General features: G+C 41.7%; 22 protein-coding genes. 19 read left to right on the forward strand and 3 right to left on the reverse strand.

The features are described 5' to 3' along the window. The first annotated feature begins 165 nt into the window (after window positions 1-165). From PAENI_RS05180 to PAENI_RS05205, 6 genes are all read left to right on the forward strand, one after another. Window positions 166-4,089, forward strand: coding sequence for a discoidin domain-containing protein (locus PAENI_RS05180; RefSeq protein WP_149644472.1), 3,924 nt, complete (start codon window positions 166-168; stop codon window positions 4,087-4,089). A gap of 232 nt (window positions 4,090-4,321) precedes the next feature. Next, window positions 4,322-5,131, forward strand: a complete 810-nt coding sequence (locus PAENI_RS05185; protein WP_149644473.1) for an alpha/beta fold hydrolase — start codon at window positions 4,322-4,324, stop codon at window positions 5,129-5,131. Between the two features lie 19 nt (window positions 5,132-5,150). After that, the gene (locus PAENI_RS05190; RefSeq protein ID WP_042188051.1) at window positions 5,151-5,585 is read left to right on the forward strand and encodes a YciI family protein; all 435 of its coding nucleotides are present in this window, start codon (window positions 5,151-5,153) and stop codon (window positions 5,583-5,585) included. Then, window positions 5,582-6,844, forward strand: a complete 1,263-nt coding sequence (locus tag PAENI_RS05195; RefSeq protein WP_149644474.1) for an RNA polymerase sigma factor — start codon at window positions 5,582-5,584, stop codon at window positions 6,842-6,844. Before PAENI_RS05190 ends, PAENI_RS05195 begins: the two co-directional genes overlap by 4 nt. Before the next feature lie 50 nt (window positions 6,845-6,894). Then, window positions 6,895-7,236 carry a DUF1801 domain-containing protein gene (locus PAENI_RS05200; protein ID WP_149644475.1) on the forward strand — a complete coding sequence of 114 codons (342 nt, stop codon included), beginning with the start codon at window positions 6,895-6,897 and terminating at the stop codon, window positions 7,234-7,236. Between the two features lie 151 nt (window positions 7,237-7,387). Beyond that, window positions 7,388-7,924, forward strand: coding sequence for a hypothetical protein (locus PAENI_RS05205; RefSeq protein ID WP_149644476.1), 537 nt, complete (start codon window positions 7,388-7,390; stop codon window positions 7,922-7,924). 85 nt (window positions 7,925-8,009) lie between these two features. Here the strand turns inward: PAENI_RS05205 and PAENI_RS05210 are convergent, their stop codons facing one another. Beyond that, a complete protein-coding gene (locus PAENI_RS05210; RefSeq protein ID WP_188114486.1) occupies window positions 8,010-8,444 on the reverse strand; it encodes a MarR family winged helix-turn-helix transcriptional regulator in 435 nt (144 codons plus the stop codon). Window positions 8,445-8,719: 275 nt separating this feature from the next. On the opposite strand from PAENI_RS05210, the gene PAENI_RS05215 reads away from it, so the two are divergent. Further along, window positions 8,720-10,255, forward strand: a complete 1,536-nt coding sequence (locus PAENI_RS05215; protein WP_149644478.1) for an MDR family MFS transporter — start codon at window positions 8,720-8,722, stop codon at window positions 10,253-10,255. Window positions 10,256-10,449: 194 nt separating this feature from the next. Further along, complete coding sequence (locus PAENI_RS05220) at window positions 10,450-11,103, forward strand: hypothetical protein (protein ID WP_149644479.1); 654 nt, start codon at window positions 10,450-10,452, stop codon at window positions 11,101-11,103. Here the strand turns inward: PAENI_RS05220 and PAENI_RS05225 are convergent. Next, window positions 11,094-12,179 (reverse strand): helix-turn-helix transcriptional regulator, encoded by a 1,086-nt coding sequence (locus PAENI_RS05225; RefSeq protein WP_149644480.1) that lies wholly within the window; start codon window positions 12,177-12,179, stop codon window positions 11,094-11,096. The two genes, PAENI_RS05220 and PAENI_RS05225, sit on opposite strands and share 10 nt — an antisense overlap. 129 nt (window positions 12,180-12,308) lie before the next feature. On the opposite strand from PAENI_RS05225, the gene PAENI_RS05230 reads away from it, so the two are divergent. The 5 genes from PAENI_RS05230 (at window position 12,309) to PAENI_RS05250 (ending at window position 18,836) form a co-directional block, all read left to right on the forward strand. Continuing rightward, window positions 12,309-13,403 (forward strand): saccharopine dehydrogenase family protein, encoded by a 1,095-nt coding sequence (locus PAENI_RS05230; protein WP_188114478.1) that lies wholly within the window; start codon window positions 12,309-12,311, stop codon window positions 13,401-13,403. Between the two features lie 176 nt (window positions 13,404-13,579). Beyond that, entirely contained in the window at window positions 13,580-15,964 is a 2,385-nt protein-coding gene (locus PAENI_RS05235; RefSeq protein ID WP_149644481.1) for a polyprenyl synthetase family protein, read from the forward strand. A 145-nt stretch (window positions 15,965-16,109) separates the two neighbouring features. Continuing rightward, a complete protein-coding gene (locus tag PAENI_RS05240) occupies window positions 16,110-16,925 on the forward strand; it encodes a sugar phosphate isomerase/epimerase family protein (protein ID WP_149644482.1) in 816 nt (271 codons plus the stop codon). 17 nt (window positions 16,926-16,942) lie between these two features. Further along, on the forward strand, window positions 16,943-18,016 hold the full coding sequence (locus tag PAENI_RS05245; protein ID WP_149644483.1) for a Gfo/Idh/MocA family protein: 1,074 nt from the start codon (window positions 16,943-16,945) through the stop codon (window positions 18,014-18,016). A 13-nt stretch (window positions 18,017-18,029) separates the two neighbouring features. Further along, window positions 18,030-18,836 carry an alpha/beta fold hydrolase gene (locus PAENI_RS05250; protein ID WP_188114480.1) on the forward strand — a complete coding sequence of 269 codons (807 nt, stop codon included), beginning with the start codon at window positions 18,030-18,032 and terminating at the stop codon, window positions 18,834-18,836. Between the two features lie 51 nt (window positions 18,837-18,887). Here PAENI_RS05250 and PAENI_RS05255 read toward each other — a convergent pair whose 3' ends face one another. Next, the gene (locus PAENI_RS05255) at window positions 18,888-19,643 is read right to left on the reverse strand and encodes a DeoR/GlpR family DNA-binding transcription regulator (RefSeq protein ID WP_149644485.1); all 756 of its coding nucleotides are present in this window, start codon (window positions 19,641-19,643) and stop codon (window positions 18,888-18,890) included. A gap of 184 nt (window positions 19,644-19,827) precedes the next feature. On the opposite strand from PAENI_RS05255, the gene PAENI_RS05260 reads away from it, so the two are divergent. The 6 genes from PAENI_RS05260 (at window position 19,828) to PAENI_RS05285 (ending at window position 26,335) form a co-directional block, all read left to right on the forward strand. Continuing rightward, window positions 19,828-20,322 (forward strand): RNA polymerase sigma factor, encoded by a 495-nt coding sequence (locus PAENI_RS05260; RefSeq protein ID WP_149644602.1) that lies wholly within the window; start codon window positions 19,828-19,830, stop codon window positions 20,320-20,322. Between the two features lie 20 nt (window positions 20,323-20,342). After that, window positions 20,343-21,812 (forward strand): DUF4179 domain-containing protein, encoded by a 1,470-nt coding sequence (locus tag PAENI_RS05265; RefSeq protein ID WP_149644486.1) that lies wholly within the window; start codon window positions 20,343-20,345, stop codon window positions 21,810-21,812. 204 nt (window positions 21,813-22,016) lie between these two features. Then, window positions 22,017-22,883, forward strand: a complete 867-nt coding sequence (locus PAENI_RS05270) for a carbohydrate ABC transporter permease (RefSeq protein ID WP_149644603.1) — start codon at window positions 22,017-22,019, stop codon at window positions 22,881-22,883. A 58-nt stretch (window positions 22,884-22,941) separates the two neighbouring features. Next, window positions 22,942-23,775, forward strand: a complete 834-nt coding sequence (locus tag PAENI_RS05275; protein WP_188114487.1) for a carbohydrate ABC transporter permease — start codon at window positions 22,942-22,944, stop codon at window positions 23,773-23,775. Between the two features lie 20 nt (window positions 23,776-23,795). Then, complete coding sequence (locus PAENI_RS05280; protein ID WP_149644488.1) at window positions 23,796-24,956, forward strand: efflux RND transporter periplasmic adaptor subunit; 1,161 nt, start codon at window positions 23,796-23,798, stop codon at window positions 24,954-24,956. 38 nt (window positions 24,957-24,994) lie between these two features. Continuing rightward, the gene (locus PAENI_RS05285) at window positions 24,995-26,335 is read left to right on the forward strand and encodes an ABC transporter substrate-binding protein (protein ID WP_149644489.1); all 1,341 of its coding nucleotides are present in this window, start codon (window positions 24,995-24,997) and stop codon (window positions 26,333-26,335) included. Window positions 26,336-26,340: the final 5 nt, after the last annotated feature.

Here is a 26,340-nt window from a genome sequence, read left to right on the forward strand (position 1 = left end):
TGAGCTACTATTTATCTATAATGAGTGTGTCTGAAAGTGAAGGGAGGGTGTGGTTCTTTTTAATGTGCTCTGGATGATCTCTATTGAAAACGCTACCATTTGAGCACTCTGATAGGTTCGTGAATTTTTGAGAATCTAACATATTTAAGGAGGATTAAAATTAAAATGCGTAACAAGTATGTTGTATGGTCGCTGGTAGTATCCATGCTGATTTCAAGTTTATTCTTGGCTGCGGGCCCACTTAATTTTGTTTCAGCCTCCGGAGGACCAAACCTGACACTGGGCAAAAATGTAACTGCGAGCGGTCAATCACAAACTTATAGTCCTGACAATGTTAAAGACAGTAATCAAAGCACGTATTGGGAAAGTACGAATAATGCATTCCCGCAATGGATTCAAGTCGATTTAGGTGCAAATACGAATATTGATCAAATCGTTCTAAAGCTCCCTTCTGGTTGGGAGACGCGGACGCAAACATTGGCTGTTCAAGGTAGCACAAACGGTTCGACATTCACAAACATTGTAGGGTCTGCGAATTATGAATTCAATCCATCAGTGGCAGGGAACAGTGTTACCATCGACTTTGCCTCAACCAGTACGCGTTATGTTCGTCTGAATGTAACAAGCAACACAGGTTGGCCGGCAGCTCAGCTCTCTGAATTCGAGATTTACGGCACTAGTGGCCCTACTCCAACTCCATCGCCTTCCGGCACTCATGAAGCTGAATCTGCTTCACTGTCTGGAGGAGCTAAAGTGAACACGGATCATGCCGGTTACTCCGGCGCGGGCTTCGTGGATGGATATTTGACACAAGGTGCAACAACGACATTCACGGTTAGCGTGCCAGCAGCAGGTAGTCGTGAGGTGACATTGAAATACGCTAATGCAAGTGGCAGTGCAAAGACAATAAGTGTCTATGTCAATGGTGCTAAAATTGGCCAGACCTCATTATCTAACTTACCAAATTGGGATTCATGGAGCACTAAAGTAGAAGTTCTTAATCTAAATGCGGGTAACAACACCATAGCATATAAATATGATGCTGGTGATTCTGGCAATGTTAACCTTGACCAAATCACTGTAGCGTCGACGACAACAACACCACCTGCAACACCTACTCCGACACCGACAGCCACACCAACACCGTCAGCAACACCAACACCAACACCAACGCCAACACCAACGCCAACAACCACACCAACACCGACGGTCACACCAACAGCAACGCCGACACCAACACCAACACCGACGGTCACACCAACACCTGCTCCTGGGAGTAATATTGCTGTCGGCAAGACGATTACCGCTTCTTCCAGTACACAAACGTTCGTAGCAACAAATGCGAACGATAATGACACAAGCACGTACTGGGAAGGTGGCAGCAATCCAAGTTCACTCACCCTCGACTTAGGGGCGAACCACAACATTACGTCAATCGTTTTGAAGCTGAATCCAGCCTCTGCATGGAGTACTCGCACACAAACGATTCAGGTGCTCGGTCACAATCAAGACACGACTACCTTCGGTAATTTGGTATCGGCTCAATCGTATACGTTTAATCCAGCTTCGGGCAACACAGTAGCCATCCCGGTTACGGCAACGGTTAAACGTCTGCAGTTGAATATCACTTCGAACTCTGGTGCTCCTGCTGGGCAAATCGCGGAGTTTCAAGTATTCGGTACACCAGGGGCGAACCCTGATCTAATGATAACGGGTATGTCCTGGTCACCTACTACTCCTGTCGAGACAAGTGCAATTACATTAAATGCAGTTGTTAAGAACAACGGTAATGCTAGCTCCGCAGCAACCACTGTCAACTTTTACTTAAACAATGAGCTCGTTGGATCTGCTCCAGTAGGTTTATTAACTGCAGGCGCATCAACAACAGCCTCAATGACATTAAACGCTGGAGCCAAAACCGCTGCGACCTATGCTCTCAGCGCTAAAGTAGATGAGAACAATGTGATTTTCGAGCAGAACGAAGGGAATAACAGCTATACGAACGGGGCATCTCTTGTTATCGCTCCAGTCTCCAGCTCTGACTTAGTTGGTGTGACTACATGGACACCAAGTAATCCAGTGGCTAATAGTACAGTAGCTTTTACCGTAAATCTCAAGAATCAAGGAACCATTGCTTCTGCAAGCGGTTCTCATGGTGTTACTGTAGCTCTTAAAAACTCAGCGGGTACCACGATTCAAGCATTTAATGGATCCTATTCCGGGACCCTTGCTGCTGGAGCTTCCGTTAACGTCACGATTCCAGGGACATGGACAGCAGTCAACGGTAATTACACTGTAACCACTACTGTTGAAGTGGATGCTAATGAGGTAACAGCGAAGCAATCAAACAATATAAGCACAACTAATCTGGTGGTCTATGCTTTACGTGGTGCAAGCATGCCTTATAGTCGGTACGATACCGAAGATGCTACTCTCGGTGGTGGTGCTACGTTGAAATCAGCACCTACGTTTGATCAAGCACTAATTGCTTCAGAAGCATCTGGTCAGCGTTATGTAGCCCTTCCTTCAAACGGCTCGAACGTGGGATGGACAGTCAGACAAGGACAAGGCGGCGCGGGTGTGACTATGAGATTTACTATGCCTGACTCTTCGGATGGTATGGGACTGAATGGTTCACTTGACGTGTATGTGAATGGAGTAAAAGTCAAAACGGTATCGTTGACATCCTACTACAGCTGGCAGTATTTTTCGGGCGATATGCCTGGTGATACTCCTAGTGCTGGGCGTCCGCTCTTCCGATTTGACGAAGTCCACTGGAAATTGGATACTCCTCTTCAGCCTGGAGATATCATCCGTATTCAGAAGAACAATGGAGATAGCTTGGAGTATGGTGTTGATTTCCTCGAAATCGAACCCGTTCCTACTGCAGTCTCTCGTCCGGCGAACTCCGTGTCAGTGACAGATTATGGTGCTGTAGCAAATGATGGTCAAGATGACCTTGCAGCTTTTAAAGCAACGGTGAATGCAGCTGTTGCAGGCGGTAAGAGCATGTATATTCCTGCCGGAACATTTAATCTTAGCAGCATGTGGGAAATTGGTTCTGCCAGCAATATGATTAACAACTTTACGGTGACGGGTGCTGGAATCTGGCATACGAACCTCCAGTTTACTAATCCTAATGCGGCGGGAGGCGGTATTTCACTCCGTATTAGCGGCAAGCTAGATTTTAGTAATGTATACATGAATTCGAATTTGCGATCCCGTTATGGACAAAATGCAATTTACAAAGGATTTATGGATAACTTTGGTACTAATTCAATTATCCATGATGTCTGGGTAGAACATTTTGAATGTGGCATGTGGGTAGGGGACTATGCTCATACACCTGCTATTTATGCCAGTGGGCTTGTGGTTGAAAACAGCCGGATTCGGAACAATCTTGCCGATGGTATCAACTACTCCCAAGGCACTAGCAATTCGATTGTTCGAAACACCAACGTAAGAAATAACGGTGACGATGGTCTTGCAGTATGGACTAGTAACACCAATGGTGCTCCGGCGGGTGTAAATAACACATTCTCCTACAACACGATTGAGAATAACTGGCGTGCAGCAGCCATAGCATTCTTTGGAGGCGGCGGTCATAAGGCTGATCACAACTACATCATCGACACTGTAGGTGGTTCTGGTATTCGTATGAACACCGTTTTCCCTGGTTACCATTTCCAGAATAATGCGGGCATTGTTTTCTCAGATACTACGATTATCACAAGTGGTACCAGTAAAGATCTGTATGGTGGAGAACGTGGAGCCATCGATTTAGAGGCATCGAATGATGCCATCAAGAACGTCACCTTTACCAATATTGATATCATCAATACACAACGCGATGCAATCCAGTTCGGTTATGGTGGTGGATTTGAGAATATCGTGTTTAACAACATCAATATTAATGGTACTGGGCTTGATGGTATTACTACTTCACGTTTCTCTGGGCCACATCAGGGTTCGGCAATCTATACTTACACAGGCAATGGTTCAGCAACGTTTAACAACCTGACGACTACGAATATCGCTAACCCCAACCTGAATTATATTCAGAGCGGTTTTAATCTGACGATTCATTAAGCGATAGTGTGAGGGAGGAGTTCTTCGGAACTTTTCCTTTTTTTATATTGTGGATAGTGAAAATTTAAAACTTCGGAGAAGGATATTGACTTGATGAGCAAGAAATAAATGGTAGGATATAGTATTTATCTCATAAGAAATAAATTTTTAGGAATGTGTCGATTTCATCATCTTCCGTTCGTCGTTTAAATAGAAGTCCGGATATCAGACGTTAAAGCGAAGGAGAGATGAAATGCATTTAGTAACTTCAATGGACGGAACTAAGATTGCTTATGACAAAATGGGTCAAGGGCCAGCACTTATATTAGTGACAGGTGCATTTAGCTACCGAAAATTCCCAGGTCAGGTACAGTTAGTTGATCTGTTGTCTGAGAATTTCACAGTCTTCAATTACGATCGACGAGGTCGTGGCGATAGCGGAGACACTCAGCCATACGCAATAGCTCGTGAGATCGAAGATCTGCAGGCTATAATTAATGCGGCCGGAGGATCGGCATATGTCTGGGGATTGTCTTCTGGAGCAGTTCTTGCTCTACAGGCAGCAGCGGATGGAGCAAATATTACAAAATTAGCTCTGCATGAGCCTCCATTTGTTGTCGATGCTTCGGATCCTAAGCCGCCTCTAGATTTCGTAATGAATGTTACTGAGCTTATTGCTACAAATCGCCGATCTGAGGCAATTAAGTATTTTATGACTAAAGGTATGGGAGCACCTGCGTTTGTTGTTAAATTGATGCGCTTAATGCCAAGTGTATGGTCTAACCTAATGGCTGTAGCGCACACTCTTCCCTATGATGCTGTTTTATTGGATGGGTATATGGACGGAAAGCCGCTTCCTGCCACATTGTGGAGCGCAGTTACCATTCCAACGCTGGTCCTCGAAGGTACGGAGAGTCCTGTTGGCTTACGGCATGGTGCTCAAGCAATAGCTAAAGTACTACCTAATGCGAAACTGTTAAGTAAAAAGGGGCTCGGTCATACGAAGAAACTCAATACAAGGATCATTTCAACTGAGCTTACTGCATTCTTTATGGGAAATTAAAAATAGGAGGGATACACCTATGAGATTTATGATGATTGTTAAAGCTACCACAGATTCAGAGGCGGGAATTATGCCTAGTCAAGAACTGATTGATGCTATGCAGAAGTATAATGAGGAATTGGTGAAAGCAGGTGTGTTGCTGGCTGGCGATGGATTGCAACCGAGTTCCAGTGGTATTCGAATTTCATATCCGGAAGCTGGCGGCAAACCGAAAGTTATGGATGGTCCGTTTACAGAAGCTAAAGAAATGATCGCTGGATATACGCTGATTGAGGTCAAATCAAGAGAAGAAGCCATTGAATGGGCTTTACGTATGCCGGACCCTCATGGATTTGGCCAAGGAGAGATTGAGTTAAGGCAGGTATTCGAGCCGGAGGAATTAATGGACGATCCCGAAACATTGGCGAAAGAAGCAGCACTTCGTAAACAGGTTGAGGAGCAGAAGCAAACGTGAGTTTCTCCCATACGCATCGAACGATTGATACAATATGGCGAATGGAATCGGCAAAAATCATTGCGGGTTTAACGCGCATGGTACGGGACGTAGGTCTCGCAGAAGATCTTGCTCAGGACGCATTAGTAATTGCCCTTAATCGATGGCCAGAGACGGGGATTCCAGATCATCCAGGTGCTTGGCTGATGACCACCGCGAAACGGCGTGCGATTGATCTTATTCGCAGGACCAAGCTTCGAGATCAGAAATACGTAGAGGTTGCACATAGCATGGATTTATACACTGAGGTAGATATAGATGATGCGTTAGATGAGGAGATCAGTGACGATCTCCTTCGTCTGATCTTTATGACCTGTCATCCTGTGTTGTCACAAGATGCCAGAGTAGCCCTGACCCTTCGACTGTTATGTGGAATGACGACAGATGAAATCGCACGTTCTTTTCTAGTCGCCGAATCAACGATTGCTCAGCGAATTGTTCGGGCGAAGAGAACCCTAAGTGCTAACAAGGTTCCTTTTGAGGTACCCGTTCAAGAAGAGCTTAAAGACCGTTTGTCTACGGTGCTTGAAGTCCTTTACCTTATGTTTAATGAAGGTTATTCTGCAACCTCTGGAGTGGATTGGATCCGTCCGCTGTTATGCCAGGAGGCGCTGAGGTTAGGACGGGTACTAGCTGAGATTGCCCCTTATGAACCTGAGGTTCATGGACTGGTCGCCCTTATGGAGATTCAATCTTCGCGTTTTAGGACGAGGGTTAATAGCAAAGGGGAGCCTATTCTACTTATGGATCAAAACCGGGCACAGTGGGATCAATTACTGATCCGCCGTGGCCTGACTGCATTAGAGCGTAGCCGAAAGCTTGGACGTCCGCCCGCACCTTACTCACTTCAGGCTGCAATTTCTGCTTGTCATGCACAGGCGTCTACTGCAGCAGAGACAGACTGGATCCGTATTTCTGCACTGTACGAAGCGCTTTCGAGAGTCATGCCTTCGCCGATCGTCGAATTAAACCGAGCGGTCGCCATATCCATGGCGTTTGGCCCAACCTTTGGACTGCAAATTGTGGATGAGCTGAATACTGAACCATCCATGAGGGAATATCATCTGCTGCCCAGCGTTCGTGGTGATCTTCTACTGAAGCTGGGGCGATATGATGAGGCGCGTACAGAGTTTGAACGTGCCGCATCCTTAACCGAGAATGAACGTGAAAGGATTCTTTTGCTGAATCGGGCGGCAGCGTGTAACTTAGGAACATCGTAGTTAATTCAATAGTATTTTAAACCGATACGTACATAAAGGAGAGATAAAATATGAATCAAGAAGTCATCGATTTTATTGAAGCATTAAAAGAACCATGGCAGGTGGAGTTATCTACTAATCTTCGTGAGGTTGTTCACCAAGCAATCCCAGATGTACAAGAACGAATTCAGTATAAGAAGCCTCATTTTTTGAAAAATGGTAAGTACGCAGCAGCTATTTCAACTTCAAAAGATGCGGTAAGCTTTGTTATTTTTAATACGAATGAGCTTGAGTTTCCAGAAGGAATGTTCGAGGGCCCTCCGGAGAGAAAAACACTGAAACTACGAAAAGGGGATACAGTGGATACGGCTCAATTAGTGGCTTGGGTCAGCCAATCCTCAGCTTCCCTTTAATTGCAAGATTCATGATGTAGGACGGTATCTCAAAGTCATTTGACTTCATGGGATATCGTCTTTTTTGGACGGATTTGGCTCCATCAATACATAATCATTCAATAAATTGTGAAAAATACATCAAGAGCTAGCAATGAAGGGAATGAAACCCATGAAGATATTAAAACAAACTTGTTTACTACTGCTTACGGTCCTTGCACTTAGTGCATGCTCAAGACCAGTAGCAGATAAATCCCAGCTACCACCTCCAACGGTTGTGCCAAGTGGAGCTGAGGAAAGATTTAGCCTTGAGGAACTTGCCACTTTGATTGGAAAAGAGGATGCTCAAGTTGTCCAAGCTCTCGGCAAAGGCGCACCTAATCGTAATGAAGGTACGAATTCTACTCTTTTATCCCGCGAATATAACGAGAAGATTGTGAATCACGAAGCAAATCTTCAGGTCTCCTATGATCACACTGGAAAAGTGATTGGAGAGACGATTCATTTTGAAGAAGCTACCAAGGAAAAATTAACGCAAGAGATAACGCAACAACTTGGAGAGCTTACGACTAAGAGTGAAGGTAGCACAGCAGATATGGAAAAAGAAGGCGAAGGTACAAACTTTCGTAGGGTATGGCAGACGGATAACGCCAAAATTTCTTTAATTGAATCCAATGGAAAGCTGTCTATTTCCATAGATACGAAGTAACATTCGAATAATGTGAGAAAAAAAAGGACAATACCCATTGTAATTAGACAATGGGTATTGTCCTTTTTTGATGAATAATTAAGGCTTAAGTAGAAGAATTATTGTTTGTTGCGGAGCTTAGACGATGAATCTGCTCTTCCAGAACCGCACTTGCTTTGCCAACAAATTGTGTAATAAGTTCAAGCTCTTCATCCGAGTAGGTGGAAGCTAATTTAAGCATCTCGGCATGCAGGGGAAGGTAGGCATTCCCGACCTCATTATTTTCATACAAAGGGACAATAATTACCTTACGACGATTACTGGGGTCATTTTGTCTGCGGACAAAACCGTTATTTTCAAGTCGATCAATTAATGCCGTAACACTGCCTGTAGCCAGTCCGGTTAGTTTGGACAGTTCACCAGCGGTGATGGGACCTCTTTCATGGAGGATATCTATGGATAGATAATCATTATTATATAACCCAAGTGAAGCTGCCACATTTTGCTGATATAGTATCGTTCGACTTCCTAGGCCCCGCATACGCAAGGTGAAGTCTTCCTGCTGATTTTTCGCTTGATTGTGTCGATCTCTTGACAAAAGAGAGCCCTCCTTTTAAAATATTAATATCTTGATAATCGAGATATTAGATAATAAAGATACTCGATGAACGTGCGATTAATTGAATTCATTTTATCGGAATTATTAAAGTTTTGCAAAAGGTAATGCATCAAGAAGTTTAGAGAGAGGCTGGTGTGCGATCTTATAACGATAAGATTAAATTCGAAAATAAGGAAAAGTGGAGGGAACAAAAGAGAATGGTAAAGAACTTGGAGAAGAAAAATAATGTAGGGATTATTATAGCGGCTCTATTGCTGGCCACACTTATGGCATCCATGGATAACACTATATTAGCAACTGCAATGGGAACAATCGTAGGGGATCTTGGCGGTTTTGACAAACTGATGTGGGTGACTTCTGCTTATATGATAGCTGAGATGGCAGGAATGCCGATTTTCGGAAAATTATCGGATATGTATGGCCGCAAGCGTTTCTTTATTTTCGGAATTATTGTATTTATGATCGGATCTGCTTTATGTGGTACCGCAAACTCTATAGTTCAGCTGAGTATTTATCGTGCGATTCAGGGTATTGGTGGAGGGGCACTCGTTCCGATTGCGTTCACCATCATGTTCGATGTGGTTGCTCCGGAAAAACGGGGGAAGATCGGTGGATTATTCGGAGCAGCTTATGGTATATCAAGTATTTTCGGACCTCTTATTGGCGCTTACATAGCGGATTACATTCATTGGTCTTGGGTCTTTTACATCAACTTACCTATAGGTGTTATTGCCTTCTTTTTGATTGCTTTCTTCTACAAAGAGTCTGTCGAGCATTCCAAGGAAAAGATCGATTACCTAGGTGCGTTTACACTTGTAGCTTCCATCCTATGTCTCATGTTTGCGATTGAGCTGGGTGGAAAAAAATATGCTTGGGACTCTGCTATGATTTTGGGGTTGTTCTTAGCTTTTGTAGTGTTTATCGTGGGATTTATTTTTATCGAACGTCGTGCAGAAGAACCCATCATTACTTTCGGCATGTTCAAGAATCGTCTTTATTCTACGAGTAATGTTATGGCTATATTTAGCGGAGCAGCATTTATTACAGCCTCGGTGTACATTCCAATCTACATTCAAGGGGTGCTTGGCGGCTCAGCAACGAATTCGGGTCTTGTTCTACTTCCTATAATGCTCGGCTCCGTTATCACTGCAGCGGGGGGCGGATTCCTGCTCTCGAAGTTCAATTATCGCACCATCATGATATCGACGTTAATACTGCTTGTTTTAGGTATCGCCTTGCTAACCACATTAACACCAGATTCTTCACGGTTCATGGTCACCATATTTATGTTTCTAGTAGGTCTTGGAATAGGTTCTTCATTCTCTGTTCTAAGTAACGCAGCCATTCATGGATTTACAGCAAGGCAGCGTGGTTCCGCAAGTTCGACACTTAGTTTTACAAGGGAACTAGGAATGACACTCGGCATAACAGTATTCGGTATTATCCAAAGTCATGTGTTTTCGAATAAATTAGCATCCATGTTCAGTAGCGGTGGTGCGGCACCTATAGGGGTAAATTTAAGCGATCCAAGTACTATTTTGACTCCGGATACTCGTGAGAAAATCCCTACTGAAGTTCTTGATAAGATTACAGAGGGATTATCCTCATCGATTGTTCACACTTTTGCATGGGCAATTATTCCGTCTGTTATCGCTCTACTGGCTGCATTTGTGATGAGTAAGGAAAAGTTTGATCCGGCTTCTGAATTGGGAGAGTATACGGCTTCGCATTAAAGGATGGTTGCTTTGTAATATTAACGAATGCACTAGTGAAATGTTACATTTAAACAGATTGAGCCCTCTATTCATAGGTGCTCAGTCTATTTTTTTAAATAATGATTTACATTATATTCCTATTGTAATATTATCAAATTTGACAATTGTAAAATTAGATAATAATGGAATTAGTTGGAGATAGGAGGATTTTCGTGTCAATTGTAGGTATTTTAGGAGTGGTTCACGATGATGAACTTAGGCAAAAATATCATTTTTCTTTAGAGTTCATAAAGGATTTAATTTTAGAGTTTAATCCAGATATTATTTGTGGAGAAGTCCTTCCTAGTAGTTGGGAACATTATAAGAAGGACAGTAACTACCGTGGATATTGGGGAGAACCTGCAAGTGAATATTGGGATCTCATTTTCCCTTTGTGTAAAGAAGAGAATTATGAATTTGTCCCTATTGATTGGGTTGAATTGGATGTTTGGACAGATTTTGATCCTTTTAATAGCTATAAAGAAGATCAGAGAAAAGAATTGGAATATGAGTTAGAGCAATGGTTTCAAAGACAGCTTTCTACAGTGGATTCAAGTGCAATTCCCTTTAATTCATTAGAATATGACACTATTACGAGACAGAAGTATGAATGGTTAGAACGAATCAATCCGCAAGCACATCAGTTCAGATGGGGTTGTAGACATCTTATAATGATTCAGCGAATCAAAAACGCCATAAAAGGCCACTCAGAGAAAAGAATCTTGTGTATTGTAGGTGCAGACCATAATCATTCGTTATATGAAGGACTAATTACAGAGAAGGACATACAACTTATATATCCTTTAACTCGAATTACTCAAGCTTGAGCAATATTGTAGCGTGAATGCAAATACCAAATAAGTTCTCTACGGCTGCTGACATTTGCTTTGCTAAAAATGGACTTTAAATGATCCTGGACGGTGTATGCAGAAATATGCAGTGCAGAAGCCAATTCTTTAGTGGATAATCCTCGAATTACACCGTGTAATAGCTGTTGCTCACGTTCCGTCAAACCATAAGCTTCAGCAATGATGGGGAGCATGTCAGCAGGACGCGCGGGTTCGAATGAAATGGCAATTTGGTTCTGACCGTTGGAAGCCTTAAGAAGACTTGCCCGAACGACTAAATAGGGCCCCTCAGTCATACGAATGCATGCCTTCGCTATCCCCATAGATTCGGAAGGGCTGTTTAACGCTTGCGTGCTTACAGCACGGATTGGACGAGGTAGAACATGAGCCTCGATCATTTCCAATGAGCGGAGTTTGCCTAACCAGCGATCCGCTGAGGGATTGGAGGAAAGAAGAGCCAAGACATCAGATAAAACTGCAATGCCCGAACCGTAATGATCTTCAAGCCAAGTCTCATCTCTCTCTGGAAGCTCAAGACTGAAAGCCCGCATTCTTGCTGCAATCAGAGGGATGAGCAAGGTGATCCAATCACATTCCTCTTGTGAGAATTTCGATTGATCTGCATTCCTGTACAGCGTCAAATATCCCCAACAAGATTCGCCAAGAATAAGGACTGCACGTAGTTCATCCCCAAAGCCTGCAGGAGACAAAACCTTTCGATAGCGTGCACTCCGCTCGGGTTTCTGCATGGTTGCCTCATATATTGTAGCGACGAGGAGCTTGCTATGAACCATTTGCTCATAGGTGTTAACATCATCCTCACCGTATTCGATCTGGAACAAGTGGGGATGAATGGACTCTACATTGTCTTCAGTAACCGCACCTGTCGAAAGCAATGTCTGTGGATCAACATGAGTACAGCAGGCAGCATCAAAGGGAACAGCTTCACGTAAGAGAGTCAGCAAGGAAGTACGGTAGTTGTGAGATGAATCAGTAACCATACCTAGCTTAACGATTTGTTTCTTTATTAGAATGAATTGTTTATGGGTATTCATTGAGTAGCCCTCTAGTCCTTAATGGATTATATCGAACTCCCACATTTGTGGGATAGTGAACGGAAGCGAAATCCGTATAATTGAGAATGATTCTTAATCAACTCTATTATATAGGATGCGGTGATAATAATGCAGGAAAAAGAAGATATTGTTGTTGTTGGTGGTTATGGACATGTAGGGCGTACCATATGTGAAATATTAGAGAAGAAGTATCCAGGTAAAGTATTTGCTGCAGGGAGAAGTCTTGAAAAAGCAGAGAGGTTCAGTCAATCTACTCACGGCAGGATCAAGCCGTTACAGTTAGATATTAATAAGCCGATACCTCCACATTTACTAGATCAAGTGAAGCTAATCATTATGTGTTTGGATCAAACGAATACGGATTTTGTAAAAGCCTGCTTTCGTAGTGGTACGTATTATGTGGATGTATCAGCGAGCGGTCCGTTTTTATCTCAAATTGAGGCGTTATACGAAGAAGCTGCACGACATGGATCTAGCGCCGTTCTTAGTGTAGGGCTTGCACCCGGAATAACCAATCTAATGGCTCTTGAAGCAGAAAGACTGATAGAACAGACGGAGGAAATCGAAATCGCGATTATGCTCGGACTTGGTGATTCTCATGGTAAGGCGGCGATCGAATGGACAGTGAATAGTTTAGGAGAAAAATTTGAAGTTAAGCAGAAGAATTGTCAGGTAGAGGTTGAGAGCTTCACAGACAGCAAACCGTATCATTTTGGTGAGGATTTAGGGAATCGATATGCTTATCGTTTCCCATTCTCAGATCAACAGACGCTTGCCCGAACGCTCAAAGCATCGTCCATCTCCACGCGATTTTGTCTGGACTCAGTTTTCGTTACTAAAGTGCTGGCTATAGCCAAAAAAACAGGGGCCGTTCGTTTGTTAAAGACAAGCTGGGTGAACAGGTGGATGGTTCGTGCTATGGAGCGGCTGCATATTGGGAGCGACCAGTTCGCTATCAAGGTTGAGGCTCGTGGAAGAAATCGAGAGGGGAAGCCAATGCATGCTGATTTAATATTGCAAGGAAAGAATCAATCCATTATCACTGCAAAAGTGACAGCAGCAGTATCAAAGCTCCTCTATGATTATCCGTTTCCTGGCGGCGTTTATCATATCGAGCAGATAACAGATTTAGCATATATACAAAAGGAATTAGGATCGACGCTCTCGCTAAAGATCCAAGTAAAGGAGCATAATGCAGATTAATCTAAATAGAATAATTTGTGTATAGTTATTTTGAAAGAAGCTTGATTAGTCAAGCTTCTTTTTCGTAACCCAAAAGAGTTTTGACCGTATTAACTGATGAACATTTCATTCAGGAAGAAATTCTGTTCTTCCCTAATGGGGCATGTTAACAAAAAGAGAAGTTGAGGTCATCACCTATGAATGAAAAATTTACAGATTACGCCGATACAGGATATTCGATCGCTGAGCAGAAGGCAGCTCAGTATTTTGCATCTCTTCGTGAACAGTTCAAAGAAAAAACTTATGTGTCTACCTTGATTGAAGATTTTCAATTGTGGAAGAAGAACCATATTCATCGCCGTTCATGGTTGTCCTTTTTATCAAGAGGAAAGAGGAAACCTGATTCTCAGGATTGTCATAGATATCTAGGATGGCTGAATCAGACCGGTAAATTGGATGATTATTTGGATCGAAGTGTTTCCTATCTTTATATGAGAGATCTGGGGCAAGCTTTGGATTCACCGAATACACAGCTCCGGATTAAGCGTATGGTTGCCGACATTAGAAATCAAATGATTCTTCCAGGCTCCACAAGTTCGGAGGATCAGTCAGATTTCATGAATTTCACCGGGATTTACCGTTGGGCTCAGAAGGAAGGCGTTGAAACGGCCACGATTTGGGTGATAGACAAACTTAAGCGGGTATCAGCACATCTTCCGAAGGAAATGAATCCCGAGCAAGCGCAGCGTAAATTAATCAAGATCATTATTGGGGTGATTCTCCATGTGATGGAAGAGATGGACGATGACGTACCACCTGTGGAGCGATCTAAGAGGATTGGTGAAGCCATTAGACTTGGTTATTCATATGGCCTAACTTATCCATTCATTGATGATCTCCTTGATTCCAGTGTCTTAACCGACCAAGAGAAAGAACAGTATTCTCATATGATACACACTGCGATCCTTAATAGAGTTGTACCGGAATTGGGTGAATGGTCCGGAGAGAACATGCCGTTCATTCGATTTGTACATTCGGAGCTCAAGGAGGCTTTTGAGTATATTAGAGGGTATCAGCGGGAAGAAATGCAGGATGCATTTTTCGAGCAGTCTTTTGTATTTTTCCATTCTCAGGAATTGGATCGTATGAAGGATCTTTCTAACTCTGAATACAGCAATGAAGAGCTTTTCATACCCATCATTTTAAAATCCTCTTCTTCCCGTTTAATTGTCCGATCCGTAATTAGTGCTCCAGCAGATGACGGATTTGATCAACGTACCTTTTTCTATGGGTTATATAATCAGCTGGCTGATGATTTTGCGGATATGTTTGACGATATGAAAGCGGGAGCGGTAACCCCCTATACTTATTATTTAAAATACCGTAGTCAACGTACAGATCTGATCAATCCTTTTGAATTATACTGGACGGTCATTTCCCATTTAATACACACTGTGTATCGCTCTGATCCTAAAACCCGTGAAGTAATATTAGATCGCGCCATTAATGGTCTCAAGCGATGTAAAGAACGTGTAGGAATTGAGAAGTATAAAGAGATCATGGAGATTTTTGCTTCTGGTCACCCAGCGTTTAATCGGCTTGTCCAGCAGATGGTGCAGAAAGCGGACGATGTGGATTTTTTTGATAAACTGCTTCGGGATCAGTTGCTTTTGAATCTAAAAAACAGCAAGAAGGAAAAAGCGGAATTTCGAGATACGATTCAAAGGGTCCGCGATCAAATCAATAAACAATTGCTGATAGCCAAGCCAGACGGGACGCCAGAAATGAAAGAGTTGCTTATTGATGCGGCTAATTATAGTCTAGCAGGCGACGGCAAGCGGATAAGACCTATATTGACTTGGGTCATGGGTGTTAACGAATATGGTCTAGATGCATCCGCAATTGTGCCACTTCTGAGATCTTTGGAATATATGCATACCGCTTCTCTAATCTTCGATGATCTTCCATCCCAGGATAATGCCTCAACTCGAAGAGGTCGTGCAACTCTACACGAAATGTATACTAGTTCAACGGCGGAATTAACCGGACTATTTCTGATTCAGAAGTCGATCGAGGAACAGGCGTCACTTCATTCTTTTGATGCAAAAGCAGTGCTAGCCTTGATGCAATATTCAGCCCAAAAAGCAGAAGATACATGTATGGGTCAGGCAATGGATCTGAATTCTAAGGGAAAAGCATTGACGCTAGAGCAATTAAATATGATTTGCTTTTATAAGACCGGAATTGCATTTGAAGCTTCACTAGTGATGCCAGCGATTCTGGCTCAGGTTAAGAAAACTGAAGTTCTGGCTTTGAAAAAATTTGCCTATCATGCGGGGATTGCCTTTCAGATTAAAGATGATTTGCTCGATTTGGAAGGAGATCATCATTTACTAGGTAAGCCGATAGGTCAGGATGTGGAGAATAACAATTCAACGTTTGTATCTATCCTTGGTGCTGACGGCGCAAGAAAAGAGATGTGGGAACACTACTGTCTCGCTATGGAAGCGTTAAAGGAGATCCCTCGTAATATTGCTTTTCTGAAGCATTTATTGAATTACATGATTAATCGAAATCGATAATTGTTTGTAGAGTGTTGGCATTATTGCCAGCACTTTTTTATATTTTTTTTGCAGATCATTTATTCTTTTGTTAATTGAATTTTATTGTTTATAATCGAAATTACGTGTATGATGAAGTTGAAAATAGGTAAAGGAGGTGTAACTTGTGAAGCTAGGAATTTTCTCAAAAGTATACTTGAACTATGAACTGGGGATCGCCTTACACAAAATCAAAGCCCAAGGCATAAGTAGCGTTCAATTCAATTTTGCTAATGTAGGACTGGAAAGCTTGCCTAAAGAGATTAGTCAGGAGACCATCCATCAAATCAGAGAAGCAGTAATGAACAGTGGAGTTAGCATTGCTGTGATCTCAGGAACGTTTAATACGCTAGAGCTAAATGAGGAGAAGAAAGTTGAAAATCAGCAGTGTTTTAAAAATGTAGTTGAGGCTGCAGCTGCATTAGCTGTTCCGTATGTTTCGATTTCTACGGGTAGTTTGAACCAAGAAGATTTCTGGAGTTCTCATCCTGACAATCATACAGTGAGGGCATGGTCACTATTGCATGAAAGTCTTGCGTGGATGCTGAAAATTGCAGAAGAAAACCAAGTAACGCTAATATTTGAACCTGAACAAGCCAATGTGGTGAGTACGGCAGAAGATGCTTTGAGACTATTACAAGATCTAGACACACCCTATCTTAAGGTTTTGTATGATGCAGCAAATCTAGTAACCCCACAGGATCATAAGGACCTCTTAGGTAAGATTTCAAAAACGCTAACAGCGCTGAAGGAGCACATTGCCATTGCGCATTGCAAAGATGCTTTTGTATCCGAAGCGAAGATCACTTTTGCACCGGTGGGAAAAGGAAACTTGCCCTTAATGGAATATCTAAATGAATTAAGTAAGGTTTATGACGGTCCTGTTATTATGCATGGGTTAGCTGAGGACGATGTAGCACATGCTTTGAATTTCTTTAACTAGAATAGGAGGACATGAATATGAAAAAGGAAAACCAATTGTTGAACATCGGCGTATTAGGTTGCGGTCAGATTTCACAAGCGGCGCATTTTGACTCTATAAGGCGTTCACGTAATGCTCACCTTTACGCAATATGCGATGTAGATGAATACTTGCTTCAAAGAATGAATGCTATCTATGAACCTGACAAGATATATACGGATTATGATCAAATGCTGGCGGACCCGAGCGTACATGCTGTAGTTATTGGGATTGCCGATCAATTTCATGTGGAGGCAGCTAAACAAGCCTTGCGTGCAGGTAAACATGTCTTGGTAGAAAAGCCTCTAGGTGTATCCATCGAAGAAGTGGAAGAATTAAAAGAGCTAGTGGAACGTACCGATCTCAAAGTGCAAGTGGGGAATATGAAGAGATTTGACCCCGGTATAGTAGCAGCTAAAGAGTTTGTGGATCATGAAATGGGTGAGATTATTGGCCTAAAAGCTTGGTATTGTGATTCCACCTATCGATATACCGTTACCGAGAATGTTCAGCCAGTGATTATATCCGGTAAAAAAATAAAGAGACCTGCTGGAGATCCAAAAGCGAACAAGGAACGCTATTATATTTTAGGTCATGGAAGCCATTTGTTCGATACCGCAAGATATCTAGGTGGAAATATTGTAAGTTTGAAAGCATGGAATACGCAAAAATTCGGTGCCTATTGTTGGTTTATTACTGCGGAGTTTGAAAGCGGCTTTGTAGCTCAATTGGATTTGACCATTGCGGTTCGGATGGATTGGCATGAAGGATTCCAAATTTATGGTGAATTCGGATCAGTAGTAGCAAAGACATACAACCCGTGGACATTAAAATCAAGCGATGTAGAAATTTTCAAAGCTAGTGATAACAGCTACCATAGACCGCTTGGAGCAGATGGACATTTTTATAGATTGCAGATTGAAGGTTTTGCAGATTCTATTCTCCATAATAAGCCAGGTGTAGGTGCAACGATTGAGGATGGGATTGCTACGATGAGAGCGATGCTCGCTGTGGAAGAATCGGTTAAGACCGGAAATACGATTTACCTTAGTGACGTTTCGGGTCCGTTATAAAGGAGGGAATCTTGTGCCTTACTTTACCTACGATCACATTCGATTTTATTATGAAGATGATGGAGGGGATGGAGAGCCTTTTATTTTTCTTCATGGTCTGGGCGGAGACGTTAATCAAACTTTCGGTTTAATGAAGCAAACAGATCACATACGAAGGATCTCAATAGATTTTCGAGGTCATGGAAAGACGGTGGCGTTTGGCCATGCGGATGACTTTTCTTTTAAACAATTCGCCGAGGATGTGATGGCTTTAACGAAATACCTGCATATCAGTCAATTCAGTATTGGAGGGATTTCCACAGGTGCTGGGGTGTCGCTACATTTGGCATTGAGATATCCGGATAGCGTTAAGAAGCTTATTCTGTCACGTCCAGCCTGGGAAGATAAACCGCAAGAGAAGTTGGTTCGTGAAGCTTTTGCCAAAATTCATGATGTACTGCAGGATACAGATACCCTAACCGCTCAAAATAGATACGAAAATTCAGAGATCTATAAAACCATGTCTTCATTATCGTCTTATGCGGGTGAATCCTTATTAGGGCAGTTTAAATATCCTTATGTAAAAGAAACCTCTATGAAGTTTGTGAAGCTGCCTATGGATTGTCCCAATACTGATCGTGAGGCCTGGAAGAACTTAAAGCTGCCCACATTGATCCTTGCTAGTCAACTTGATCCTATTCATCCATACGCATACGGATTATTACTCTCAGAATATATCCCAAACGCTCAATTTATTGAGATTACTTCGAAAACGCTCAGCAATGAGCAGCATAATCATGATTCCTATAAGGCTATTGATAGCTTTTTAAACGAAAGATGAGCACAAGCTTCAGGCGGTGTTCATCTTTTTTTGTACTAATATAAGAACGTATTATACTGTAACGACGTTAACTCCAAGTTTTTTATATGTATCAACAATTTTATTGTCTACTGTACCTTCAGTGATTAAATAGTCTAACGCGGATACCTTGGCTACAAAAAAAGTAGATATTTTCTCCAGCTTTTCTTTTGTAGCTATGGCGATAACCATGGAAGATTGTTCAAAAAGTTGATTCTTAATGATAGATTCCTCATAAGAGGGAACAGTTATGCCCACCTTTGAATCCAGCGTGGATACGCCAAGGATTGTTAGATCCAAATGGATTTGCTGTATCGCTCTAAGCGTTGAAGCTCCGAATAACACTTGGTTCTTTTTATCGAGGTCGCCACCTAACAAAGTTACACTAGCTTTGGACAATCGGCACAGCGATAATGCAATTGAGGGGGAGTTGGTAATAATTCTTCCATCAAAATGCTCAGGGATGTTCTCAGCTACTTTTAAATTTGTGGACCCGCCATCAATAAAAATAACCTTTGCATTCTCAATAAGTCTGCAAGCTCGTTTAGCTAAGTCAGCTTTGGTCTGGCTATTAAATTCTACACGTGAATTGAAATCTTTCATGTCACTAATAAGGCTATGAGCACCACCATGAATTCGTTTGAGAAGTCCCAGCTTCGACAAGCTTTGTAAATCTTTTCGTATGGTATCTTCTGTTACATTTAATTCCTGTGTTAATTCTTGGACAACGACGCGGCCTTCGGTCTCTACTTTTTTTAGGATATACGCCTGTCTGTCAGCTTTTAGCACCGATCCACCTCTTTTCACAAAATGCTCTAAAGGTTGTACTTAACGTTACTATTTTACTACATATGAAATGAATTTGAAAAAAATCAATCGTTTTTACGTTCAACTCCGTCTTACTTATAGATATATGAGGTGGATGCATCTTCCTGATAGAAGATAGAGGGGGTGGTGGAAGGTGGAAAACACAATGGATGAAGTCAGAATGGTAGATTTTGCGCAAATGGATGAAGAAGCTTTTTTTAGTCGATTGTATGTGGAACATCGAAAAATGTACGCTATTGCCTACAGTTATCTGCGAACAGAGTCAGATACGCTGGAAGTGATCCAAGAAGCGTCATGCAGGGCATGGATGAAACGTAAAAAATTAAAGGATGAACAGTCCTTCACACCTTGGCTGATCCGAATAACGATCAATTGCTGCATGGATGAGCTACGGCGCAAAAAGCGTGTGATTGTAGCGGAAAAGATGGTGGAGGAAGCGGCACAGGAAATGAAGAGTAATGACCGAATTGATCTGGAGCGTGCGATGAATCGGATAAAACCTAAATACCGGCATGTCGTAACGCTGAAATACTACCATGACATGACCACAATCGAAATTGCTAAAGTGCTAAAAAGACCAGAAGGTACCATTAAGACTTGGCTGCGAGAGGGACTCAAACAGCTTAGGAGCTATTTATAGCAATATTGGAGGTGAACGGAATGACAGAAAAAGAAGAACGTATTCTACATAAGAACATCGATGAAGTGCAACAAAATGTCGAAGCAATACAGGAGATGAAAATTTACAACGCCATGAGAAAAGGAATAGCAAAAGGGAAAAAGCAAGAGAAACGGCGTATTTATACTACAGGAATGGGTGTCGTTGCAGCTGCAGCGGTTGCGTTACTGGTTACATATTCAACAATTGGATTACCGAATAAGGGAGCGGTACAACCTTCAGTACAGTCGGCCAGCACTAAAAATACGGATAATTTCAAAGCTTATCGCTCGTTCTCAAGGTTAGAGCCTGCATTAGCCAGTGCCCTTGAGCAGAATCTCGTTGTGCCAGTTGGACAGAGCGCTGAAAACAAGGGTTACCGGATAGATGTGACAGGTGCCGTTACAGATGGACGGAAGGTTTATGTTTTATACAGTGTTCAGAACAATACGGACGAAGTAGTTATACACGCGGATTTTGAGCTTAAATTTGAAGGTATACAGGAGTCGCCTCTTCACAAAGGCGCATCATTAAGTATGCTCGCTAGTGAGAGCCGAATTCAACCCGGACAGTCTATGGATTTTATATACTCCACTAATCTTTCACCATCGGTAAAATATCCAAAGAAAGTCAACTATAATATAATTCTTACCGAAACTTCAGATAAGGCTCTCCTATCCAGTAGTAATAAGTATCGGACTAGCCTAGATGTTGCTTTCGAGCTTGATCCTGACATGCTCAAAGCACAGGAACGTATGCTGGATACAGACGGAACACTGACAGTGGACGGGCAAAAGATTAAAGTGAATAAAGTTCAATATACTCCGCTTAGCACTTATGTAGATCTGGAGTATGATCAAAACAATGATAAACAAATTTTTCAATTAATTAATCCAGTACTGATTAGTAAAAAAGGGGACACAGTTGAGAAGTTGTATTACCCCGATATCATCAATTCTGACAATTCCGAAGTCTATACGGACAACTCCATGTTCACGTTAGTGTTCAAGAATGGTAAGGGCAGCCAACAGCCGGATTCTGTGACGTTGAAAGCATTCGGAATTTCGGCTGTCGAAAAGGATCAAATGAAAATTGTCGTGGATCTTAACAAATATCAGCTTATTGAAGCGCCCGGAACTGGACTTGAGTTAATTACGCCAAAACAAGAGAATAATGTAGAGGAAGGAGAAATCCTCCTAAGACGTAATCTTGAGAATGCTCAATATTTAGAAGGCTCTACTAGACTTGCTGAGACTTTTACTGACGCAAAAGGGAAGGTACATAATAGAGCACCTTCCACAAGCAGCTTCAGCAGCTATACGACTTCTAAGGATGGGTCAGCCGTGAACGAGTTTGGATATAATTTTGGCGCGGAAGCGAAGAACTATCCTCAGCCATTAACGATAACGTTAGAGAAATATACAAATCCAATTATGGATACGCAGGCTGTGGAGTTGTACTCGAAGAATTAGAAAGCAATGAATGATTAAACAAAAGATTGAATTTTATATTAACTCTTTTAGCCGTTGATAATTCTATCAACGGTTTTTCTGTGACCCCACATCTTCATTGTTTGAAATTTAAGAAATACTTAATATATACCGTACTTCTTTTTAAACAGTTTTACTTATTCTAAGTACATGAAGGAGGTTACTGAAAGAATGATAAACCCAATTATGAAGAAATGGCTCCGAAAGGATGTCTCAGCGGCAATAATGTTCCTGGCACCAAGCGGTATCGGATTCGCGATGTTTTACCTTATACCGTTTGTTATGGGAGTATTCTATTCTTTTATGGACAGCACGATAGAGGGCCACTTTGTAGGGTTTGATAATTACCGAGAGCTGCTAGATAGCGATTCTTTCCGTAAAGCAGCATCTAATACATTTTATTTTAGCGTGATAAGTGTTCCACTAATGCTTGTGCTCTCGTTAGGATTAGCGATGTTATTGAATAAAAATACATATTTTCGGAATTGGCTGAGGACTGGATACGTGTTGCCGCTTGTCGTACCTGTCGCCTCCATCATTCTGATCTGGCAGATGCTCTTCGATTGGAATGGCTCGCTTAACGCCTGGCTGAACAACTTCGGTATCGATCGTGTGGATTGGATGAAGACGGATGCAGCTAGAAATGTAATCATTGTTGTTTATTTATGGAAGAACATCGGTTATAACGTGATTTTATTCTTGGCGGGATTGCAGCAAATTCCAAAGGATTATTATGAAACAGCTCAAATTGAAGGTGCTGGACGATTACGGCAGTTTCGCAGTATTACGCTTGTCTATCTAACCTCTTCGATGTTTTTTGTGGTCATCATGTCGATCATTAATTCATTCAAAGTGTTTCGAGAAACGTACTTGATCGCAGGCGAGTATCCGCATGACAGTATCTACATGCTGCAGCATTATATGAACAATATGTTCATGTCGCTCGATGTTCAGAAGCTGACTGCCGCAGCGACCTTAATGTTTGGTTGTATTTTATTGATCGTGTTGGGATTGTTTGCATTTGAACGGAGGCATAGACAATTCATGGAATAGGGGTGAGAAGGTTGTGCCAGTTGTCAAAGTGTTGCGAAAAGGGACATTAACATTCGTCATGGCTATTATTGCAGTCTTGTTATTATTCCCGATTGTGATCACATTCACAAATTCTCTTATGACAGAGAAAGAAATTGAGATCAATTATGGACCTATCGGGCAAATGAATGAGGTGATTGAAGGGAGAGAAGATCCTTATGTGAATTTAAAATTGCTGCCGGATCAAGTGTCCTTGGACCAGTATACTAAGGTTCTCCTAGACAACCCTAAATATCTGACGATGTTCTGGAACTCAGTATTCATGGTTGTGCCCATCATTGCAGGACAAACATTGGTAGCAGCACTCGCTGCCTATGCTTTCTCGAAGCTGAAATTCCGGGGACGAGATCCTTTGTTTCTTATTTATGTCCTAACGATGCTTATGCCTTTCCAAGTGACGCTAGTACCGAACTATATTATGGCGGATAAGCTAGGAATATTAGATAGTTCATATGCAATTATATTGCCTGGAATTTTCGCAGCTTTTGGTGTGTTTATGCTCAGACAGTTCATGCTAGATATACCGTATGCGTATATCGAAGCAAGCAAAATGGATGGTGCTGGACATTTTCTGATCTTCTACAAGATTATTATTCCGATGATTAAACCTGGTCTGGCAGCACTCGTCATATTATTGTTCGTGGATTATTGGAATATGGTGGAGCAGCCGCTTATTTTTCTAAATGATCCGTTTAAGCAGCCATTGTCAGTCTTTTTATCGAGGATCAATGAAGGCGAGAGAGGAATTGCTTTTGCTGCATCCATACTTTATATGGCTCCGATGGTGATGCTGTTTCTGTATGCGGAATCGTATTTTATTGAAGGCGTTCAATTGTCTGGTATCAAAGGTTGATTGGAGGAGAATGACGGGATATGGAGTTAGGTATAGAGTCGACTGATCGTAGACGTAAACGAAATATTCAAGTCGTCTTCATGGTTTTTATGGGATTATTGTTGTTTTTTACATTGTTCAGTAACACGATACAATCTTTGACCTTGCCGAAAGTTAGAACCGAAAAACCAACAAAGGGAAATCTTTTATTTACGATTGAAGGTAGTGGGATCTTGCAGCCACTTGCTGAAGTTAAACTTTCGAATACTTCCGGACTAAAGGTTGAACAAATTCTAGTGAAAGAAGGACAACGTGTAAAAAAGGGACAAAAGCTTATTATCTATGAGAGCATAACTGCTGAGCAAGAATTGAAAGAAGAAATAACAAATTTAGAAAAGCAGAAAGTTGATCAACAGGATAGGCAAGATCAGTACATCCAATCCGCGCTCGAAGAGGATGAATTCAAAATCAGAAATGCAAGACGTGATATCGAAAAAGGTAAGTTAGATATCTTAGCTCAGGAAAATAAGATTAGCGGGCTAAAAAATCGTCTAACAAGCGAAAAACAACTATTCTCTCCTTTCGATGGTCTGATTTCAAAACTGAATGCCGTCGAAGGGTTAGCTTCAATGGGAGAACCGGATGTAATTGTATCCAACAGTAGTCGGGGTTACAGATTGGATATTATTATGGATTCCGTGCATTTGTCCAATTTAGGGATTTCTGCTGGAGAAAAGATAGAGGTTGAGGTTGATATGAATCACGGACAAGAAGCCCGGATCCTAAACGGCTCCATTGAAGAAATTTCGAATTCAGAGTCACGTACTGATAGCCCCTCTAGTAATGAGACCGGGAAGACTCAAACCATTCCTCAAAAGAATCTGAGAATAAAAGTCGTTGATCCAGAACTTAAAGGAGGTGAACAGGCTCGGATCAAAATCGAAAAACATTCACTCCAAGAGGGATTACTCCTATCCAATGAAGCTATTCATGAGGATCGCGAAGGTTTGTTTATCTATAAAGTTGACGAGCAGCGGGGGGCATTAGGCAATGTCTTTGTCGCTCAAAAAGTTCGTATTCACTCCAGTGAAAAAAACGAGAAAGAAACGATGATTCAATCGGATATTCTCTATGAGGAGGATTCAATTATTCTGGAAAGTAATGAACCTCTTGAAGACGGGAACCGAGTTCGACTGCAATAAGAAATCATATAAATGAGAAAATAGGAGGAGGAAATCAAATGATTAAAAGGTCTATTTTTGTACTATTAATGGGTGCTTTGATAATGACAACGGCATGTAATACCGGAGGTAATGAGAAAGTGGAAAGCAAGGGGGAAACGACAACTGAAGAGGGAAAGACAATCTTGACTCTATCCCTAGCAGAATCGAGTGCATTCTATCAGGCGCTAGAGAAAAAGTTTGAAGCGAAATACCCGGATATCGACCTACAAATTAAGGCATATAAAGAAGTGGGAAATGAGTGGGGGGAGAATGGTTATGTAGAATATAAAAAAACAACGAATACAGCCCTACTCTCTGGAAAAGGTGCAGATATTTTTGATGTAAGCGCCTTTTCAATCAATGATTATGTGAGTAAAAAGTTGCTTGTGAACATGAATGATATATTTGAACACGATAAAACGGTAAATAAGAGTGATTTAGAAATGAATGTTTTGGACGCAATGAAGGTAAACGACGGCCTATATTTCATTCCTACCGGGTTCGCTTTTAGAGCGTTCATAGGTGATGGGAATATGATTAAGAACTCAAATGTGAAGATTGACGATAAGAATTGGACTTGGAAAGAGTTTGGGGAGCAATCGAAGGAAATTATACAACAGGCTGGGAAGGACGCTAAAAACAAACTTTATGCCCTAACGAATTACCCGCCGGAAGTCACACTGCAAGAAATGAGCGTGGATAATTATAATTTTTTTGTTGATAGTGACGCGAAACAAGCGAAGTTCGACTCTCCTGCTTTTGTGGAATTGTTGGCACAAGTCAAGAAAATGTATAAAGAACAAGTTATGACTTCGGAGGCACCGGAGATAGGTAATCAGCTATTTAACTCCATCGTTATATGGTCACCAACAGACTTTATCGATGGTCCATATTCTTACTTTGAAAATCCGGTGTACCTTCAAAAGCCACATGCAGGTCAGACTGGTGGTATGAGAATCATTCCTTCATCTTCGCTCGCCATACAAGCCAATACTCCGGTGAAAGAAGAAGCTTATAAGTTTATGACCTTCTTGTTATCTGAAGAAGCACAGTCATTGCAAGATAGAGAAGGATTCTCTTTGCTCCAATCCGTGAACGATAAGAATTTAAACGATATTCAGGAAAAGATGAAAAGTGGAGCATATAAGCTTCCAACCGGAAGAGCCGCTAAGGTTTCTGATGAAGAATTTACTAAGTTTAAAGAAATCATTCATACTCTAGATCAATATGCGGAACTGAATAATAAAGTGCTTTTTATTATTGGAGAGGAGTCCTCATCATTCTTCAGTGGACAAAAATCTGCGGAAGCTGTTGCAAAGCTGATCCAGAATCGAGTAACAATCGTTCTAAACGAATAGATGTA

Origin of the sequence: Paenibacillus sp. B2(2019) (assembly GCF_008370385.1) — a bacterium.
GTDB lineage: Bacteria > Bacillota > Bacilli > Paenibacillales > Paenibacillaceae > Paenibacillus_AQ.

Coding starts and splice junctions, on each gene's coding strand:
- PAENI_RS05190 (WP_042188051.1), top strand. CDS start 5,151: ATGAGATTTATGATGATTGTTAAAGCTACCACAGATTCAGAGGCGGGA.
- PAENI_RS05280 (WP_149644488.1), top strand. CDS start 23,796: ATGGAGTTAGGTATAGAGTCGACTGATCGTAGACGTAAACGAAATATT.
- PAENI_RS05260 (WP_149644602.1), top strand. CDS start 19,828: ATGGATGAAGTCAGAATGGTAGATTTTGCGCAAATGGATGAAGAAGCT.
- PAENI_RS05215 (WP_149644478.1), top strand. CDS start 8,720: ATGGTAAAGAACTTGGAGAAGAAAAATAATGTAGGGATTATTATAGCG.
- PAENI_RS05235 (WP_149644481.1), top strand. CDS start 13,580: ATGAATGAAAAATTTACAGATTACGCCGATACAGGATATTCGATCGCT.
- PAENI_RS05285 (WP_149644489.1), top strand. CDS start 24,995: ATGATTAAAAGGTCTATTTTTGTACTATTAATGGGTGCTTTGATAATG.
- PAENI_RS05225 (WP_149644480.1), bottom strand. CDS start 12,179: ATGAATACCCATAAACAATTCATTCTAATAAAGAAACAAATCGTTAAG.
- PAENI_RS05200 (WP_149644475.1), top strand. CDS start 6,895: ATGAATCAAGAAGTCATCGATTTTATTGAAGCATTAAAAGAACCATGG.
- PAENI_RS05230 (WP_188114478.1), top strand. CDS start 12,309: ATGCAGGAAAAAGAAGATATTGTTGTTGTTGGTGGTTATGGACATGTA.
- PAENI_RS05205 (WP_149644476.1), top strand. CDS start 7,388: ATGAAGATATTAAAACAAACTTGTTTACTACTGCTTACGGTCCTTGCA.
- PAENI_RS05245 (WP_149644483.1), top strand. CDS start 16,943: ATGAAAAAGGAAAACCAATTGTTGAACATCGGCGTATTAGGTTGCGGT.
- PAENI_RS05275 (WP_188114487.1), top strand. CDS start 22,942: ATGGCTATTATTGCAGTCTTGTTATTATTCCCGATTGTGATCACATTC.
- PAENI_RS05265 (WP_149644486.1), top strand. CDS start 20,343: ATGACAGAAAAAGAAGAACGTATTCTACATAAGAACATCGATGAAGTG.
- PAENI_RS05270 (WP_149644603.1), top strand. CDS start 22,017: ATGAAGAAATGGCTCCGAAAGGATGTCTCAGCGGCAATAATGTTCCTG.
- PAENI_RS05185 (WP_149644473.1), top strand. CDS start 4,322: ATGCATTTAGTAACTTCAATGGACGGAACTAAGATTGCTTATGACAAA.
- PAENI_RS05210 (WP_188114486.1), bottom strand. CDS start 8,444: ATGCGGGGCCTAGGAAGTCGAACGATACTATATCAGCAAAATGTGGCA.
- PAENI_RS05180 (WP_149644472.1), top strand. CDS start 166: ATGCGTAACAAGTATGTTGTATGGTCGCTGGTAGTATCCATGCTGATT.